This is a genomic window from Allosphingosinicella deserti, assembly GCF_003012735.1.
Classification (GTDB): domain Bacteria; phylum Pseudomonadota; class Alphaproteobacteria; order Sphingomonadales; family Sphingomonadaceae; genus Allosphingosinicella; species Allosphingosinicella deserti.
The window spans coordinates 664,036-681,492 of the sequence record NZ_PXYI01000002.1 but is presented as its reverse complement, the minus strand read 5'-3'; the positions used below and the strand labels follow the sequence as shown (position 1 = coordinate 681,492).

The window sequence follows — 17,457 nt, the reverse complement described above, 5'->3', positions numbered from 1 at the left end:
ATTTCGCTGGAGCTGCCGAGCGGTGCTGTGACACGGCAGCAGTCTGCGTGAAGGCCCTTCGACGCGCTTGCGTGAGCGGACATGATGAGCGTTGCAAACGCTTGCATTGCTGGTACAGACGCTCTCATGACCGCCGATTTCGATCCCCTTGCCGCCGAGACGTTCGACAGCCCGCACGACGATTATCGCCGTCTGCGCGCGAGCTGCCCGGTCGCCCACGCCGAAGCATGGGGCGGCTTCTGGGCGCTGACCAAACATGCCGATGTCGCCGCCGCGGCTGCGGACAGCGACACCTACATCACGTCACAGCAGAATGTGGTGCCCAAGGTCGCGTTCACCGGACGGCGACCCCCGCTCCACCTCGATCCGCCCGAGCATACGCCCTATCGCCGCGCGATCTCGCCCTTGCTGACCCCGAAAAAGGTCGAGCGGCTTCGGCCGGATGTGCGGGCAATTTGCGGCGATCTGCTCGCCCCGATGGTCGCCAAGGGCGGCGGCGACATTTGCACCGAATTCTCGTCGCGCATGCCGGTGCTGGTGTTCGGGCGCTGGATGAACCTGCCGCCGGACCAGGTCGAAAGCCTCGGCGAAGTCGGTCGCCGCTTCAACGTCGCGGTGCAGTCGGCCGATCTCGAAGCCACCAAGGAATCGAGCCTGCTACTCTACGACATGGCCCGGGGGCTGGTCGCTGAGCGCAAGGCACGGCCGCTCGATCCGGAGAGCGACGTCACCTCCTCGCTGCTCGCCGCCCGCGCCGACGGCGAACCATTGCCGGAGGAAATGATCGTCGGCATGATCCGCCAGGTCCTGGTTGTCGGAATTATCGCGCCGACCGTGATGATCGGATCGATCTGCGTCCATCTCTCCCGCGACCGCGCGCTGCAGGACCGGCTGCGCGCCGAGCCCGCCTTGATCCCGTCGGCGATCGAGGAGTTCCTCCGCCTCTACACCCCCTATCGCGGCTTCGCCCGCACCGCGGTTCGCGACATCGAATTGCGCGGTCGCACGATCCCGGCCGGCGAGCCGATCGCCCTGGTCTACGCCTCGGCCAATCGCGACGAGGAGGTGTTCGACGATGCCGAGAGCTTCCGCCTGGATCGCGACAATATCCGCGACTCCCTCGCCTTCGGCCGCGGGACCCACCATTGCCCCGGGGCCGCCCTTGCCCGGCTGGAACTCGCGGTCGCACTCGAGGAAATCCTTGCCCATACGACCGGCTTTTCGCTCGACGGCGCGGTGGTGCCGACCCGCATGCCGGAAATCGGGGCCCTCAAAGTGCCGCTGGCATTCGAATAGGGGCGGGTGCCTTCTCCGCAGGACGGAGTCAGTCAGATCGTCTTCCGCCTCTATGGGGGGGCTCGGGTCCGGACCCACCTCTAACCCCTTCCAGGGAGAGAAATTCTGCGTGCTCAGGTCGATGCAGGGCGGATCAGCAATGTGTCGCCGTCGGCCTCGAAGCGGGTCGAGAGACCCTCAGTGGCTGTAACCTCCTCGAGATAGGCGCGGACTCGCTCGAAGCGGGGATCCTCGCCGGTCAGCATTACCGGTGCGCTGTCGTCTTCGATCCAGGCTGGGAGGAAACGGACCTCCAGAACTTTGCCGTCCCGCACGACCAGTTTGGCGGCGCCGGTGATCCGCGTATCCTCGGGCAGCATGTACGCGCCTCCCAGCGTCCAGGACGGATTGAGGCTGACGAGGTGGCGAAAGGACGCGGAGCGGACGATCGCCGGGTCCCAGACGTGGGGCTGCTCGATCGCGAAATTGCCGAGGCTGTAGAAGATCGGCCGGCCGCCATGGAACTCGACACCCTTCATGATGTGCGGGTGGTGACCGAAGATCGCGTCGGCGCCGGCGTCGATCAGGGCGTGGCCGGCGCGGCGCTGATAGTCGGCGATCTCGCCCTTCACCATGTGGATGCCCCAGTGAAGCGAGACGATGACCAGGTCCGCCGCCCCACGCGCCGCAAGCACCGCCTCGATCAGCGCCTCGAGGTCGCCGCGATGCGGTGCGGTGCGGGTGCGCGCCGGCGTGCCGGGCTGGTCGTGCTCAATCGGCTCGTAGACCGTATGGGCGCGCAGCGGGGCGCAGCCCGGGCGATCCGCTTCGGCCGCATAGCCTTCGGGAAGGATGGCGCTGGCCGCGATGAAGGCGATCCGCACGCCGCTCCGCTCGAGAAGGACCGGCTCCAGCGCCGACGCGAGATCCTGCCCGGCGCCGCACAAGGCGACCTGCGCCGCCGCCATGTGCGCGAGCGTGTCGCCGAACGCGTCGTAGCCCCAGTCGAGGCAGTGATTGCCAGCGAACGACATTGCGTCGAAGCCGGCCTGCGCCAGCGCGGGCGCCAGCCCGGGCGGCGCGCGCATGGCGAGCTTGGCATTCGGCACCTTCGCGCCGCGATCCGAGATCGTCGTTTCGAGCTGGCCGAAGGTGAGCCCGCCGCGCAGCGCCCCCGTGCAGCCGCGGAAGATGGAGGCGAGATCCGCGCGCTTCGCGCCGACGTCGCCGACTCCGAGGATCTCGAAAGCGCCGCTCACCGCGCCGGAGCGGCCGCGTCCGCCGGGCGATCGAACAGCCACAGCCGGATCAGCAGCACGAGCAGGGTCGCGGCGGCGAGCATGGAGGCGATCAGCAGGGTGGGGCCGCCGAAGCCGCCGCTCTGCTCGCGCAGATAGCCCATAAGATGCGGGATGACGAGGCCGCCGCCGCTGCCGGCAATGTTGATCGCGACCGCGCCGACGGCGAAGGTGGCGGGCGTGAACAGGGAGGTCGGCAGCGCCCAGAAGGCACCCTGGGCCGCGCCGAGGCCGAGGCCGGCGACGAACAGGGCGATCAGCCCGGGGATGCCCGGCCCGAACGCCGCGGCGGCCAGGATCGCGCCTGCGGTCACCGCCGCGGGAAGCCCGACATGCCAGAAGCGCTCGCCGGTGCGATCCGAATGGGCCGAATTGGCGTAGATGCCGATCGCGACGCCAATCCACGGCAAGGCGTTGACCAGGCCGATCTCGAACGGGGTAAGCGCGGTCATCTGCTTCACCATCTGCGGCAGCCAGAACATGATGCCGTAGGCACCCGACAGCAGGCAGAACCAGAGCAGGGCCGAGGTCCAGACGATCGGCCGCGCGAGCACCGTCCAGTCGTTGCGCTGCGCCTTGGCGCTGGTGTTGGCGGCGTTGCGGGCGAGCCAGTTCTTTTCGCTGTCGGAGAGCCAGCGGGCGTCGCCGGGCCGATCGGGAAAATAGAAGAAGGCGGCGAAGCCGAGCAGGATGGTCGGCAGCGCCTCGGCCAGAAACATCCAGCGCCAGCTCGACAGACCCGCAAAGCTCGTTCCCATCAGCCAGCCCGAAACCGGGCCGCCGATGATGATCGACAGCGGGATGGCGAGCATTGGCGTCGCGAAGGTGGTGGCGCGCTCGCGCTCGGTGGCGAACTGGCTGAGATAAAGGACGATGCCGGGAGCGAGCCCGCCTTCGGCAAAGCCGAGCAGCACCCGCAAGGTGTAGAATTGCAGGTGGCTGTCGATGAACGCCATGCCGCCCGCGCAGCTTCCCCACAGGATCGCGCAGCCGCCCAGCCAGCGCCGCATGCCGATCCGCTGGAGCAGCAGGATGCTCGGATACTGGCCGGCGAGAAAGCCGACGAACAGGATGCCGGCACCGAAGCCATATTGGGTCGGCGTGAAGCCGAGCTCCGCGTTCATCTTGAGCGCCGCGAAGCTGATATTCACCCGATCGAGCGAGCTCAGCAACATGAACAGGATCGTCGGGATCGCCAGGCGCCAGCGGATCTTGCGGGCAAGTTCGGGGCCGACGCTCATGACAATCTCCTCGTACCGGGTTCTTCGGAGTCTCGTCCGCCCCGTTCTTGTGGACACAGGATTGCCGATCGGGCAACGCTTCGCAAGCGCTTACATGGATCCTCTATGACCCAGCAACCTTTGTCCGCGATCGTCGCCCGCCACATCGCCGAGACGCCTTATTCCGCGCTGACGCCCGGGACGGTAGCGGCCACCCGGTGCGCGCTGCTCGACGGCATCGGCGTGATCCTCGCCGCCAGCGGCATGAGCCGGGAGGCCGATCCGTTCGTCGCCCTCTCCTCCGCCCAGCCCGGGACCGCAACCATTCTCGGCCACGGCACCAGGGTGCCCGCCGCAGCGGCGGCCTTCGCGAACGGCGCCCTCGCCCACGCACTCGATTTCGAGGATGCATTCGACGCCGCGCCGACCCACCCCAATGCCTCGCTGATTCCGGCGGCCCTGGCGGTGGCGGAAAGCCATGGCCCGGTCAGCGGCGACGAGCTGATCGCAGCGGTGGCGATCGGCTGCGACCTCGTCTGCCGATTGGGCCTCAGCCTCAGGCGGACCATGGAGGAAGGCGGCTGGTATCCGCCGCCGATCCTCGGTGCATTCGGCGCCGCCGCGGCCGCCGCGCGGCTGATGCGCCTGACCCCCCGCCAGATCCAGGATGCCTTCTCGCTCCTGCTTTGCCAGGTGAGCTGCCCCGGCGAGATCAAATACAGCGCCGACACCGTGATCCGGGCCGTGCGCGAGGCGTTTCCGGCCCAGGCGGCGGTGATCTCGGCCGAACTCGCCGCACGCGGCGTGCGCGGCTTCGATGCGCCGCTTGAAGGACGAGCGGGCTTCTTCCGTCTCTATGTCGGCGGCGACTACGACCCGGCGGACATCCTCGACGGCCTGGGGGAGCGCTTCTGGATCGAGCGGTTGAGCTTCAAGCCGTGGCCGGCCTGCCGCGGTACGCACGGCTATATCGAGGCGGCGCTCGGCCTCGCCGCGAATCATGGCTTCGCGGCCCGCGACATCGAGGCGATCGGCCTCGAAGGCGGCGACGTGCAGGCGATGTTGTTCGAACCGGAGGCGCGCAAGAAGCGGCCGGCGACCGCGATCGACGCCAAGTTCAGCCTGCCGTTCACCGTCGCGCTGGCGCTGGTGCGCGGGCAGGTCGGGCTCGACGGCTTCGACGCCGAGACGCTGGCGGACCCGGACATCCTCGCGCTCGCCGAGCGCGTCTCCTACCGCCAGCGTCCGGGCTGGGGCCGCGACCGCGCCGCCTCGGCGGCGCTCGAGATCCTCCTCCGCGACGGCAGGACCCTGTCCGCCGAACTGGACGTGCCGCTCGGCCACCCCGACCGGCCGCTGTCGGACGTTCAGCTCCGCGCCAAGTTCGTCGCCTGCGCCGCCCGCGCCGCGCGCCCGCTGTCGCGAGGCGCTGCCGATACGCTCGCCGACCGCTGGCTGTCGCTGGATCGGGAGGCCGACGTCGGCGCGGTGATCCGCCTCTGCGCGGGTGATGCAAGCGCTTAACTTTGATGCTTGATTGCTATGGGGTACAACATTAACGTGGCGTTCGGCTCACTGCAAAGATGCAGGGGCGACACCATCAGGAGAGGCCTCATGTCCCTTGTCGCCCATCGCCGCGCGCGCCTGCTCGGCGCCGCGTGCCTTTCTGCCTTGCTCGCGTCCACCGCCGCGCACGCCCAGGAGGCCGCGGATCAGGTGCCCTCCAACCCGCAGACCGTGCCGCAGGCCAGCGATCCCACCGGCCCGTCCGGCCCCGGGGCCGCGACGAACCAGCCCGGCGAAGCGGCCGCCGCCCAGGACGGACTCGAGGAAATCGTAATCACCGCCGAGCGGCGAGAGCAGAGCCTGCAGGACATCCCGATCTCCGCAACGGTATTCTCGGCGAACGAGATCGCCCGCCGCGGCATCACCAACCTCGCCGACGTCCAGCAATCGGCGCCGTCGGTGGCGATCAACACGGTCAACCGCTCGACCTTCATCAACATCCGCGGCGTCGGCATCGCTCAGTCGGCGCCGACCTCCAATCCCGGCATCGCTTATTATATCGACGGCCAGCTCATCCCCCACGAGCAGTTCATCGGCCAAAGCTTCTACGACATCGGCGCGATCGAAGTGCTGCGCGGGCCGCAGGGCACGCTCACCGGCCAGAATTCGACCGGCGGCGCGATCTACGTCCGCACGCCCGAGCCCGAATTCAATGACACGTCCGGCTATGTCGAGCAGACGATCGGCAAATACGACCAGTACCGCACCACCGGCGCGCTGAACTGGGGGCCGAACGACACTGTCGCGGTCCGCATCGCCGGGATCCACGACGAGCGCGACAGCTTCTCCGAGAATATCGGCCCGAGCCCGAGCGAGCCCGGCGCCTTCAACCTTGACGCGGTGCGTGTGAACCTGGCGCTGCGCACGCCCGACCAACGGCTCAAGATCAACGTCCGCGGCGAGTATTTCGACTACCGCTCCGACAACATCCCGGTGAAGAATCGCGGCGACCTGGTTCCGGCGCTGCGCGATCCCGCGCAGCCCGCGAACGACCCGCGCCAGAGCGAGGAATTCGTCATCCGCGAGGATGCGGTCTCGTTCCTAAACCAGCAGGGCTACCGGCTCTCGGGCGAGCTTCGCTACGATCTCGGCGACGCCCTCCAGATCCGCGGCCTGACATCGTGGCAGGATGGTTATACCAGGGATCAGTCGGACGGCGACCGCGGGCTGGCGCCGATCGCTCTCGCGGCGCCTACCGCGCGTCGCGGTCGGGTCAGCCGCGCCTCGACCGATTTCCGCACCTTCATCAACGAGCTCAATCTGCTGTCGACCGGCAAGGGGCCGTTGCAATGGGTGGTCGGCGCCTTCTCGCTGCACGAAACCGTGCCGCTGGTGCAGTTGCGCGACGACCGCAGCCGAACCGACATCGTCTCGGCGATCCTCAACCGTACGGTCACCGAGGCGACCAACACGTCGCGATCCCTTTTCGGCCAGGCGAACTGGTTCGCCACCAACCGGATCGAGCTGATCGCAGGCGCGCGCTACAGCTGGGACAAGCAGGTCTACGACCGGTTCGAGGTCAGCCGCACGATCACCCAGGGCATCGGCACGCCGGTGACCGCGATGCCGATCACCGGCGTGCAGAAATCGACCGCGCTCACCGGCAAGATCGGCGTGAACGTCCACGTCACTGACGATCTGCTGCTCTACGCCACGGCATCGAAGGGCTACAAGGCGGGCGGCGTCAATCTCACCCCTAACACGCCCAATTTCGACCCCGAGAAGAATTACGTCTACGAGGCCGGGGTCAAGGCCGAATTGCTCGACCGGCACCTTCGGATCAACGCCGACATCTTCCGCTCGAATTACAAGGACATCCAGCTCGCCAGCCTGCTGAACGGTTTGCCGCTGACCCAGAATGCCGCGTCGGGCACGGCCTGGGGCGCGGAGTTCGAGCTTACCGCGCAGTTCGGCGGCTTCAGCTTCAACGGCGGCATCGGCTGGCTCGACGCACAATTCGCCGACGATGTCTGCGTCAACAACACCAACAATCCTGTCGGCACCCCATCCTTGTGCGGCGGAGTCGCCGACCAATTGGTGCCGAAGGGTCAGGAACTGCCCTTCTCGCCGGAATGGACGATCAATGCCGGCGCCCAATATGCGTTCGCTCTGGGCAGCGACGTCACCCTCACGCCACGCGTCCAATGGTCGCATGTCAGCCGCCAGATCGGCACGCCGTTCCCGAGTGCGTTCAGCGACGTGCCAGCGCGCGACGTCGTCGATGCCCGGCTGACGCTGGATCTCGGCGCGCGCTACCGGCTCGAAGCCTTCGTCAACAACCTCACCGACGAAGTCTATATCGCCTCGCAGATCCAGAATGCCTCCAGCGCCAATGGCGGCTACATCTTCGGCGCACCGCGGCAATATGGCATCCGCGGCACGGTGCGCTTCTGATGCGGGGCCGGACATGATCCGCGCCGCCCCCCTGGTTCTTGCCGCCGCCGCGCTGGCTGCGCTGACCAGCGCGCTGGCGGCGCCGGCCTCCAGGCCCGAGCGCTGGTGGGCGCCGGGCGAGGGCCGCGTGTTCCCCGCCGAGCTCGACTACGAGAACGAGACGGGGACCTTGCGGACGATGCTGGTCGGCGGGCCGATGAAGACCAAGGGCCATCCCTTCTTCGCTCCGATCGGCCCGAATGGCCGAGCCTGCGTCACCTGCCACCAGCCGGCGGATTCGATGAGCCTGTCCGCGCAGACGGCGCAGGAGCGATGGACCGCGACGAACGGGCGCGATCCGCTGTTCGCCGCCGGCGACGGATCGAACTGCCCGACCTTGCCTCAGGCGACACGCGCCTCGCACTCGCTGCTGCTCGATCACGGCCTGATCCGGATCCAGCGATCGTGGCCGCCGAAGGACCTGACCGGTAAGGCGATCACGCCCGATTTCACCATCGAGACGGTGCGCGATCCCTGGGGCTGCAACACAGGTGCGAAATACGGCCCTGCCGCGGCGAGCCCCAACGTCTCGGTCTACCGGCGACCGCGGCCGATCTCGAACCTCAAATATCTGCTTGCGGTCGGCTTCGCCTACGATCCCAAGCAGGGCATGCCGCTGCCGCTCGATCCCGAGAGCGGCCGGCCAATGTCGGGCAATCTGATGGCCGATGGCCGCGCCGGCACCCTGAACGCCCAGATGCGCGACGCCGCCTCCACCCATCTCGAATTCCTCAAGAACATGTCGGCCAGGGACATGGCACGGATCGTCTATTTCGAAAGCCGCCTGTTCTCGGCCCAGATTCGCGACCGTCGGGGCGGCGCGCTGGATGCGGGGGGTGCCGAGGGCGGGCCGGACAAGCTCGCGCGGTCGCAGCCCGGGAATCTCGGCAGCCAGGGCCCGGCGCCGGTGTGGAGCGAATTCGCCGCTTGGGAGAAGCCCGACCCGAGCCTCACGCCCGAGCAGAGCGCCTTCCGCCAGTCGGTCGCGCGCGGCGCCCGCAGCTTTCGCGAGAAGATGTTCCTGATCAGCGACAGCGCCGGCATCAACTCGCCGATCGGCTTCGGCAATCCGGTGCGCAATTCCTGCGTCTTCTGCCACAACATGACCCAGATGGGGAACGACGTCGCGCCGGGGCAGGTCGATCTCGGCACCACCACCCAGCCCTTCGCCGATCCGGCCCCGCATCTGCCTTTGTTCCGGATCACCTGCCGGCGCGATCCCCACCCGCATTACGGCCGGGTGATCTACACCAGCGATCCCGGCTACGCGCTGACCACCGGCCGCTGCGCAGACGTCGGCAAGATCACCCTGCAATCGATGCGCGGGCTGGCGGCGCGTGCGCCCTATTTCTCCAACGGCTCGGCCAAGGATCTGCGCGCCGTCGTGGACTATTACGACCGCCGCTACCGCATCGGCTATACCGAGCAGGAGAAGCAGGACCTGGTCAACCTGATGAGCGCCTTGTGAGGGCGCCCTCGCCCGGAGGATCTTCGGCAGGACGCGGACCGGCGCGCCGCACGATGTTCGCCGTCCTGCTCGCCGCGCCCGCATTCGCCGCGGCAGCGGACACCGCCGAGACGGTGCGCTTCATCACCTGTCCGATCTACCGCGACACCGACGCCGGCAAGAAATCCGGCTGCTGGCTCGCCGACGACCGCGCCGGCGGCCGCCGCTTCGACGTCAGCCGCGCGCCAAGCAAGCCCGACTGGAATTTCGAAATCCTAGTCGAAGGCCGCATTGCCGCCGATGTCGCGAGCCATTGCGGCGGCCTCGTGCTCGAGCCGGTGCGCAGCTCCGTCCTGCCGACGCCCTGCCCCCGCCACATGCTCCCGGCCGAGGGCTTCGCCGGCAACAAATTCACGCTGCCGCCACGCAACGTCAGGCCGCTGTCGGAGGTGCGGAAAGCCCCCGAGCCTCCCTTCGCCGACCGGACCTTCCACCTCGTCTTCGACTTCGACAAGGCGTTCATCGTCTACCAGCTCGACGATTATCTGCTCGATCAGGCGATCACCTGGATCCGCGGCGTGAACCCGACACGCGTGGTCGTCACCGGCTGGGCGGCGACCGACCCGGCCGAGGTCTCCGGCCGCACCATCGCCGAGGATCCGGCGATCGCCCGCACCCGGGCCGAACTCGTCGGCGAAGCGCTGCGCCGGCTCGGCGTGCCCGACGAGAAGCTCGAGCTGCGCTGGAAGACATCGGCGCAGCCGGTCGCAGCGGAAGGCGCCGACGGCCTCGCCGAACCATCGCGGCGGCGCGTGGATATCGAGGTGAAGCTTTAGACGCGCTCGACCTTCCCGAAGGCTGCCGGTCTTCGCCCTACCGGTCTTACTCACCTCTCCGCGTACATGGCGCTCTTAGCGTTAAAGCTAAGACAGGCCAAGTCCGCGCCCGAACGCCTGTACCGGGATCAGTTCCGACTTACTCTCTGTTGCGGTGCGGGCATCTCTGGCCTCGATATTTCATCAGAATGGAGAGAGATAGGAAATTGTAGCCGCGCCAACGGTGCAGCCAGCCTCCCGATACTGCTTTGTCTGTCAATGCCGCGAAGCTGTGTTCTTTATGGGTCCGCTTGTCGGAGAGTGATGATTGCAAGCGAAGGCACAGAGATCCTTCCGTAGAACAGGCATGAAGGCAGCGAACTAGGGCGTCAAAATATGCTTCGAGCCTTTGGCTTCGACCCACCACACGCCTGCAACCCGCTGCCCTCAGCCGCGTTTGCAGACGTGGTCAGACACCACGTTGGAGGGGGCTATGGACGAACCCGGTTTCGGCACATTCGATCCTGCGAAGACCTATCATCCTGTAAAGGCGCTCGGCGAGGAGATCGAACGCCGCGCCCGATCTGCGAAGGACAATGCGCGTGTCCTGGCGCGCACTGCGGACGTCAATCTCCGTGGACGCACGCTCACGTCCGGCGAGCTTCGTGAGGTCCGGTGGATGTTCGGCATGGTGCCGGGCGTCGAGCGCGCGCGCATCTACCCTCGCAACTTCTGGTGGCCCTTCCGCAACAATCGCGCGATGGCGCCGGACGGCAACATCTATTTCCCGAGCCACGATTTCCGGGAGGATTTCAGTCTGGCCAGCGTGCCCGTCCCGCTGCGTGCGCTCTTCATGCATGAAGCCACGCATCTTTATCAGTGGTACGGGCTGGGCATGTGGGTGCCGATCCGCGGGCTCTATGACCGAGGATACGGTTACGAACTAAAGAAGGGCATGCCCCTGCGCGCCTATGGTCTGGAGCAGATGGGCCAGATCGTTCAGGATTATTATACACTTCGTCACGGTGGGAAGGTGAACGGGCGCCATTCCCCGCTGACGCACTATGCCGACGCGTTGCCGGTACGCCGATGAAGATGTCCCCTGCTCATGCCATGGCGGGAGTTGCCGCCGTACTTTGGCTCTCCGGCTGTTCGAACGGCGATACGACTTTTGAGCCGAACAACGGCGTCGAAGAATCAAGCTGGTCGGCTTGGCATGCCGAGAAGCAGCAGGTCGATATGGTTGTCGCAGAGGCGATCAACGAACCAGGCGGGGGCGACTATGCCAAGGCGGCGGATGCGATCCGCAATTCGTCCCGGCCGCCGGCGGTCAAGCAATTCCAGGTCGGGCAGTTGATCGTCGGCGGCATCATGGAGGGTGGAAAGCGCTTACCGCCCGAGAGTATGGAGCAAGGCCTGCGCATGATGGAAGATTCCGCGGTAGCGCCCGGCCAGAAAGATGAAGGCGCGGTTCAGCAATTGCGCATGCTGTTCGAACGTGGAGACCCGAACCCGCCCAACAGCTTCCCTCGGGATCCGGAGGTCGCTTCTTGTTGGCTGGACGTCGAGGAAGATCGAAGCAACGATGCTGCCCGCTGCATCGCGCTTCGCCGACAGCGATTGCCCGACGTCGACGCTGCTCGGAGACGATCCGCATCTGCCGATGCGGCGCGCTCCGCCGGCGACCGGGTCCGAGAGCAAGGTGCGCCGCCGGTGCGACGATGAATGAACTTCCCGCGCTCGCCGCAGGTGCGCTCGCAATTGCGCTCTCAGGCTGCGGGAACGACGACCCGGCTCCTGGCTCGCAAGACAGGCAGGACGCCTCGAAATGGTGGGCATGGCACGCCGACAAGCAGCACATGGACATGGCCGTGTCAGAGGCGATCAACGAACCGGGCGGAGGCAACTATGCCAAGGCGGCGGACGCGATCCGCAATTCGTCCCGGCCGCCCGCCGTCAAGCAGTTTCAGATCGGTCGGCTGATTGTCCGCGGGTTCATGCGCGGATCCACACGTCGGCCACCCGAGAGCATGGAGCAAGGCCTCCGCATGATGGAGGATTCCGCTGTGGCCCCAGGGCATGAAGAAGGCGTAGCGGCGCAGCAATTGCGCATGCTGTTCGAGCGCGGGGGCGTGACTCCACCCAACAGCTTTCCCCGCGATCCAGAGGTCGCGGCCTGCTGGCTGGAGCTTGAAGAAGAGCGTAGCGCCGATGCTGCCCGCTGCATCGCGCTCCGCCGGCAGCGATTGCCCGACATCGCAACTGCTCGCCACGGAGACGCGCCTGCCGACAACGAGATCCGTCATCCGGCTGAAAGTTGATCGCGCGGACCTTTTCTCGCGGCTTCGGCCCCGATCCGCGTCCCTCCCGCAGCGACTTCGCCTCTCTCCGTGGACGATCTTGGCTCGCCGTCGCCCTGCAACCGATGCCGGGGAGCTCCGGCCAGTCGGATTTCGACCCGCCCGGCTTGACCGGCTCTGTCGTTCGGCGCCTCGCAGGCGTCGGTCCACGTCGAGTCGCCCGGACCGCGCGCGGAGCGCTGATGGGCCGCGATCATGCGCTGGGTGGCGGAAAGTCGATCCGGATCCTCGTCTTCGGCTTTCCCGCCGGCCCGCATCCCGACGCACTTGGCAGCGGTACGAGGATGGGTGTAGGTGAGGCGTCGGATCCTCCCGCCCCCGCCTCTTCCGGAGCAAGTGCCACGCCACGCAAACCCAATTACGATTTCGAGCGCCGCGAGCGCGAACGAAACAAGGCCGCCGACGCCGCCAAAAAAGCGCAGGCGAAGGCCGACAAGAAGGCGGCCGAGCAAGGAGCGCCGGAGGCTGACCCCGAAGCGAACGATTCCTAGGTTTCTCACGAAGGAAGGAGAAGGCTTCGACAAGCTCAGCCCGAACGGGATGTTCAGGGGAGAGTGGGGACGGGGACGACACCCACCCGTCCGAGCGGCGGAGCGGAAGTTCCGGCGCAAGGCTGTTCCCCTTCAGCCAGGCCGATCACGGCCCCTTCGTAAAGCTGCAACAGCCTCAACTCCGTTGGGGCTGAGCCCGTCGAAGCCCTCGCCTTCTCCTTCCGACCGGAAGGGCTCCGACAGGCCCTTCCGGCTTCACTGAGGAGAGCATCTGCCGGAACGGGTGCGAAGCAATGAAAGGAACATGCCGGCCGACGACGGGAACTCACTCGGCGTTGTCGAACTTCCGCACCTCGATCGTGCTTTCGTCGAAGGCGTCGAGCAAGCGGGCGTTGATTCCCATCTTGCCGAAATCCTCCCCAAGGGTCTGCCAGTGCGTCCCGCAGCCGCACACCGGGCAGTGGTGGATCCCGATCATCCGGTCGCCCCAGATGTACGGGATCGTTTCGCCCGAAACGGTAACCTGCTCCGGCGGGAAATAGGCGACGCGCCATGCCGTCCGGCGGCACAGGGAACAATTACAGTCGGCCACCCAATCAGGCATGCGTGGCAGCTCTATCCGCACGTTGCCGCAATGACAGCTTCCCTGAACGCTCATCATCAATCCTTATCGTGAAGTGCGAACGTCCGCCACACGCCAGAGCGGCCGAACCGAGCGCTGGTACAGCAGATTATCGTACCTGATCATCCGCACCGCGTCTCGCTCGCGGTTGCGGAGTCCGTTCAAATGACTGTCCACCGCCCGCGAATGTTTCACTTCCGTGTCGGTTTTGCAGTGCAGCATCGTCTGACTGGATGGGAACGACCCCAGTTCAGGAGGCACCATGACCCGTCCGCAGAACCTCTTCTCCCTGCCCACCTTGTTCAACCGCAACCGCCACGACCGCGACACGGCGGCGACACCTGCGTCGGAGCCGCTGCCCTATCTGCTGGAGAATGATGCCGGCGCCGGCAGCTGGCAGGGCAAGCCGATTTTCGACCGCGACCAGGTGATCGCGCAACTGACCACGGATTGGAAGATCGAGGGCCGGGTCATCCGCTATGGCTTCCTCGATGCCGCCGATGCGGTCGGCAAGACCGGTGTCGAGTATCCGGGCTTCTCGCCGTTCGACGCGGCGCAAAAGGCCGCCACCCGTCAGGCGATGGAGCTGTGGGACGACCTCGTTCCGCTGCACTTCATCGAGACTCGCGGCAATGTCGACATCGCGCTCGCCAACACCACTACGGGACCCGAGCAGGCCTGGGCCTATATGCCGACCGAAGACGGCAACCCGCGCACGCCCCAGAGCAACATCTGGGTGGCCGATCAGCAATGGACGAATGGCTCGCTCGGAAACGGGGGCTTCGGCACCTACACGCTGATCCACGAAATCGGGCATTCGCTCGGCCTGAGCCATCCGGGCGACTATGATTCCGCTGCCGACAAGGACGGCGACGGCGTGCCCGATCCGATCGGCTACACCGACGACGCCGTTTATGCGCAGGACACGCAGCAATTCACCGTGATGTCCTATTTCCCGAACGGGATCACCGGCACGCAGACGCTGGAGCCTTCGCTGCTCGACCAGAGCTACGCTCAGACCCCCTTGCTGCACGACATCATGGCGATCCAGCAGGTTTACGGCGCCGATCCGACCACGCGCCGCGGCAACACCGTCTATTTCGCCAATTCGACTGCCGGGAATGCCGTCTACGACCTCGAGGAGAATCCCTTCCCGTACCTCTGCGTCTACGATGCCGGGGGCAACGACACGTTCGATTTCTCGACCGCGATCACCGGCGTGTTCCTCGATCTGCGCGCCGGCGCGTTCAGCTCGGCTTCGTTCGGCTATCTGCCCTATGACGAGGCGGTGGCGGCGATGAACGCCTACAATGCGCTGAAGCCGGAGGGTGTGCCGGCAATGAGCTGGAACCCCGATTTTTACGCGGGCTGGACCGGCTCGCTGTTGTCGATGGGCGCCGCCAAGGTCGAGGCCGACACCGGCGTCGACGGAGTCACTGCGACAATGATCCGCAACATTTCGATCGCCTACAACACCGTGATCGAGAATGCCGTCGGCGGCGACTCCCGCGACTATCTGGTCGGCAACGACGTCGCCAACTGGCTCAAGGGCAATGGCGGCGACGACGTGCTGAACGGCCTCGGCGGCAACGACGTGCTGGTCGGCGGCAAGGGCGCCGACAGCTTCTGCTTCTTCGATGCGAGCGGCAAGGACGTCATCCTCGACTTCGCCTCCGGGACGGACAAGATCGACCTGACGGCGATCGATGCCAATATTTTCACCGAGGTCGACGAGGCGTTCGCTTTCATCGGCAGCGCCTTGTTCGGCGGCGTCGCCGGCGAGCTTCGAAGCTGGGCAAGCTGGGGCGGACATTTCCTCGCCGGCGACACCGACGGCGACAAGGTGGCCGACTTCACCATCGATCTCGGCGTTGCCACGGTGGTGATGGCAGACCTGTTCTTCTGACACGCTGTGGAGCCCGGGCGAAAAGGCCCGGGCTCTCCCGCTCGGGAAATCCCGCGGCGCGCTGGTTCCGGCAAACCGGAACCGGTCGATTTCGCCGTCGTCGGATCACCCGAAAGTATTGTCATGCCAACAAAACCCTTGGACAACAGATTATCCGCAAGTGTAAATCACCCGACGCTATCGCTGCGTCGATCCTTCGTTACCTGACCTGCTTTTGCCGCAAGTGAGCTCAACAATGTGAATGTTTCGCTTTAACTGTCGGAATTCCAGCACGTCATCGTCTCACTGGTTGGGAACGGTCCCAGACCAGGAGGCATCATGACCCGTTCGAAAAACGTATTTTCCCTGTCCAATCTGTTCAACCGCTTTCCAAACGATCGCAGTGGCAGTCCCACGCCCGCTTCCGAGCCGACGCCCTATCGGCTCGAGGATTCGACCGGCATCGGCACTTGGGCCGGCAAGCCGATCTTCAACCAGGAGCAAGTGATCGCGCAGATCGACGGCGACGCCAGGCTTCAAGGCAGGACGATCACCTTCGGCTTCCTCGATGCGCTGCCCACCAACCAGACGGGCAGCGTTCCAGGCGAATATGCCGGCTTCTCGCCGCTGACGGAGGCCCAGCGAACCGGCACGCGCGACGCAATGCAGCTTTGGGACGATCTCATCGCGGTGCGCGTCGTCGAACAGCGTGGCAATGGCCGGGGCGCCAGCCCCGATATCCTGCTTGCCAACACCATCACCGGCCCCAAAGCAGCCTGGGCCTACTTCCCGACGGACGACGGCGATCAGAAGACACCCCAAAGCAGCATCTGGATCAATCCGTCCCCAAAGGTAGGCAATCTCTCCATCGGCCCGGGCCTGTTCGGCAGCTACACGCTCATTCATGAAATCGGCCACTCTTTTGGGCTGAGCCACCCGGGCGATTACGATGCGGGAGACGATGTTCCCGACGACTATGAGAGCAGTGCGGTATATGCCCAGGACAGCCGCCAGTTTACCACCATGTCCTACTTTCCGGACAGGAGTACGGGCGGGGGCGATGTCTGGAACTCCGCGATCCCGACCACTTTGCTCCCGCAGACTCCTTTGCTGCACGACATCCTGACCATCCAGGAAAAATACGGCGCCGATCCGACCACGCGCCGCGGCAACACCGTCTATTTCGCCGATTCGAACGCCGGCAACCCGGTCTACGACCTCGCGGAAAATCCGTTTCCCTTTCTCTGCGTCTATGATGCCGGCGGCAACGACACGTTTGATTTCTCCACGGCAAATATGGGCGTGTTCCTCGATCTTCGCGCGGGCTCGTTCAGCTCGGCTTCGATCGGTTCTCTGACGCTCGAGGAGGCCAATGCGCTTCGTGCGGAGTCCGACTTGGCTCCATGGGACGCGGCGAGCTACGAAGGCTGGCTCGGCTTTGCCCTTTCGCGCAACCCGGGCATCGTCGAGGCCGATACCGGCATAGCCGGGATCACCGCGCCCGCGGTGCGCAACATCTCGATCGCCTACAACACGATCATCGAGAATGCCGTAGGCGGCAACGCCCGCGACTATCTGGTCGGCAACGACGTCGCCAACTGGCTCAAGGGCAATGGCGGCGACGACGTGCTGAACGGCCTCGGCGGCAACGACGTGCTGGTCGGCGGCAAGGGCGCCGACAGCTTCTGCTTCTTCGATGCGAGCGGCAAGGACGTCATCCTCGACTTCACCTCCGGGACCGACAAGATCGACCTGACGGCGATCGATGCCAATATTTTCACCGAGGTCGACGAGGCGTTCGCTTTCATCGGCAGCGCCTTGTTCGGCGGCGTCGCCGGCGAGCTTCGAAGCTGGGCAAGCTGGGGCGGACATTTCCTCGCCGGCGACACCGACGGCGACAAGGTGGCCGATTTCACCATCGATCTCGGCGTTGCCACGGTGGTGATGGCAGACCTGTTCTTCTGATCCGGCATAGCGGGCGCGGTCTCAGCATCGCGCTCGCTGCACGCCGCAAGGTGGGCTCGCCGGTGCCGAGAGCCGGCACC

Annotated in this window: 14 protein-coding genes; 11 read left to right on the top strand and 3 right to left on the bottom strand. The window is 66.0% G+C overall.

The window, feature by feature from the left end; all coding sequences use genetic code 11:
• The first annotated feature begins 126 nt into the window (after window positions 1-126).
• Window positions 127-1,296 carry a cytochrome P450 gene (locus C7I55_RS07475; protein WP_106512241.1) on the top strand — a complete coding sequence of 390 codons (1,170 nt, stop codon included), beginning with the start codon at window positions 127-129 and terminating at the stop codon, window positions 1,294-1,296.
• Window positions 1,297-1,409: 113 nt separating this feature from the next.
• On the opposite strand, the gene C7I55_RS07470 is transcribed toward C7I55_RS07475, so the two are convergent.
• Complete coding sequence (locus tag C7I55_RS07470; RefSeq protein ID WP_158266319.1) at window positions 1,410-2,576, bottom strand: CapA family protein; 1,167 nt, start codon at window positions 2,574-2,576, stop codon at window positions 1,410-1,412.
• Window positions 2,531-3,814, bottom strand: a complete 1,284-nt coding sequence (locus C7I55_RS07465; RefSeq protein WP_106512239.1) for an MFS transporter — start codon at window positions 3,812-3,814, stop codon at window positions 2,531-2,533. Before C7I55_RS07465 ends, C7I55_RS07470 begins: the two co-directional genes overlap by 46 nt.
• Before the next feature lie 105 nt (window positions 3,815-3,919).
• Between C7I55_RS07465 and C7I55_RS07460 the strand changes: the two genes are divergently transcribed.
• The 8 genes from C7I55_RS07460 (at window position 3,920) to C7I55_RS27710 (ending at window position 12,905) form a co-directional block, all read left to right on the top strand.
• Window positions 3,920-5,317 carry an MmgE/PrpD family protein gene (locus C7I55_RS07460; protein WP_106512238.1) on the top strand — a complete coding sequence of 466 codons (1,398 nt, stop codon included), beginning with the start codon at window positions 3,920-3,922 and terminating at the stop codon, window positions 5,315-5,317.
• A gap of 90 nt (window positions 5,318-5,407) precedes the next feature.
• Entirely contained in the window at window positions 5,408-7,753 is a 2,346-nt protein-coding gene (locus tag C7I55_RS07455) for a TonB-dependent receptor (RefSeq protein WP_199192752.1), read from the top strand.
• 13 nt (window positions 7,754-7,766) lie between these two features.
• Window positions 7,767-9,260: a hypothetical protein gene (locus tag C7I55_RS07450; protein WP_233222098.1), complete on the top strand. Its 1,494-nt coding sequence runs from the start codon at window positions 7,767-7,769 to the stop codon at window positions 9,258-9,260.
• A 53-nt stretch (window positions 9,261-9,313) separates the two neighbouring features.
• Entirely contained in the window at window positions 9,314-10,075 is a 762-nt protein-coding gene (locus tag C7I55_RS07445; RefSeq protein ID WP_106512237.1) for an OmpA family protein, read from the top strand.
• Window positions 10,076-10,547: 472 nt separating this feature from the next.
• Window positions 10,548-11,147, top strand: coding sequence for a hypothetical protein (locus tag C7I55_RS07440; protein ID WP_106512236.1), 600 nt, complete (start codon window positions 10,548-10,550; stop codon window positions 11,145-11,147).
• A gap of 146 nt (window positions 11,148-11,293) precedes the next feature.
• The gene (locus C7I55_RS07435; RefSeq protein WP_158266318.1) at window positions 11,294-11,779 is read left to right on the top strand and encodes a hypothetical protein; all 486 of its coding nucleotides are present in this window, start codon (window positions 11,294-11,296) and stop codon (window positions 11,777-11,779) included.
• Between the two features lie 140 nt (window positions 11,780-11,919).
• Window positions 11,920-12,375, top strand: a complete 456-nt coding sequence (locus tag C7I55_RS07430; RefSeq protein WP_158266317.1) for a hypothetical protein — start codon at window positions 11,920-11,922, stop codon at window positions 12,373-12,375.
• Window positions 12,376-12,596: 221 nt separating this feature from the next.
• Window positions 12,597-12,905 carry a hypothetical protein gene (locus C7I55_RS27710; protein WP_146150950.1) on the top strand — a complete coding sequence of 103 codons (309 nt, stop codon included), beginning with the start codon at window positions 12,597-12,599 and terminating at the stop codon, window positions 12,903-12,905.
• Between the two features lie 325 nt (window positions 12,906-13,230).
• On the opposite strand, the gene C7I55_RS07420 is transcribed toward C7I55_RS27710, so the two are convergent.
• Window positions 13,231-13,563 (bottom strand): GFA family protein, encoded by a 333-nt coding sequence (locus C7I55_RS07420; protein ID WP_106512232.1) that lies wholly within the window; start codon window positions 13,561-13,563, stop codon window positions 13,231-13,233.
• Between the two features lie 226 nt (window positions 13,564-13,789).
• On the opposite strand from C7I55_RS07420, the gene C7I55_RS07415 reads away from it, so the two are divergent.
• Window positions 13,790-15,433, top strand: coding sequence for a M10 family metallopeptidase C-terminal domain-containing protein (locus C7I55_RS07415; protein WP_106512231.1), 1,644 nt, complete (start codon window positions 13,790-13,792; stop codon window positions 15,431-15,433).
• 318 nt (window positions 15,434-15,751) lie between these two features.
• Entirely contained in the window at window positions 15,752-17,377 is a 1,626-nt protein-coding gene (locus tag C7I55_RS07410; RefSeq protein ID WP_106512230.1) for a M10 family metallopeptidase C-terminal domain-containing protein, read from the top strand.
• The last annotated feature ends 80 nt before the right edge of the window (window positions 17,378-17,457 follow it).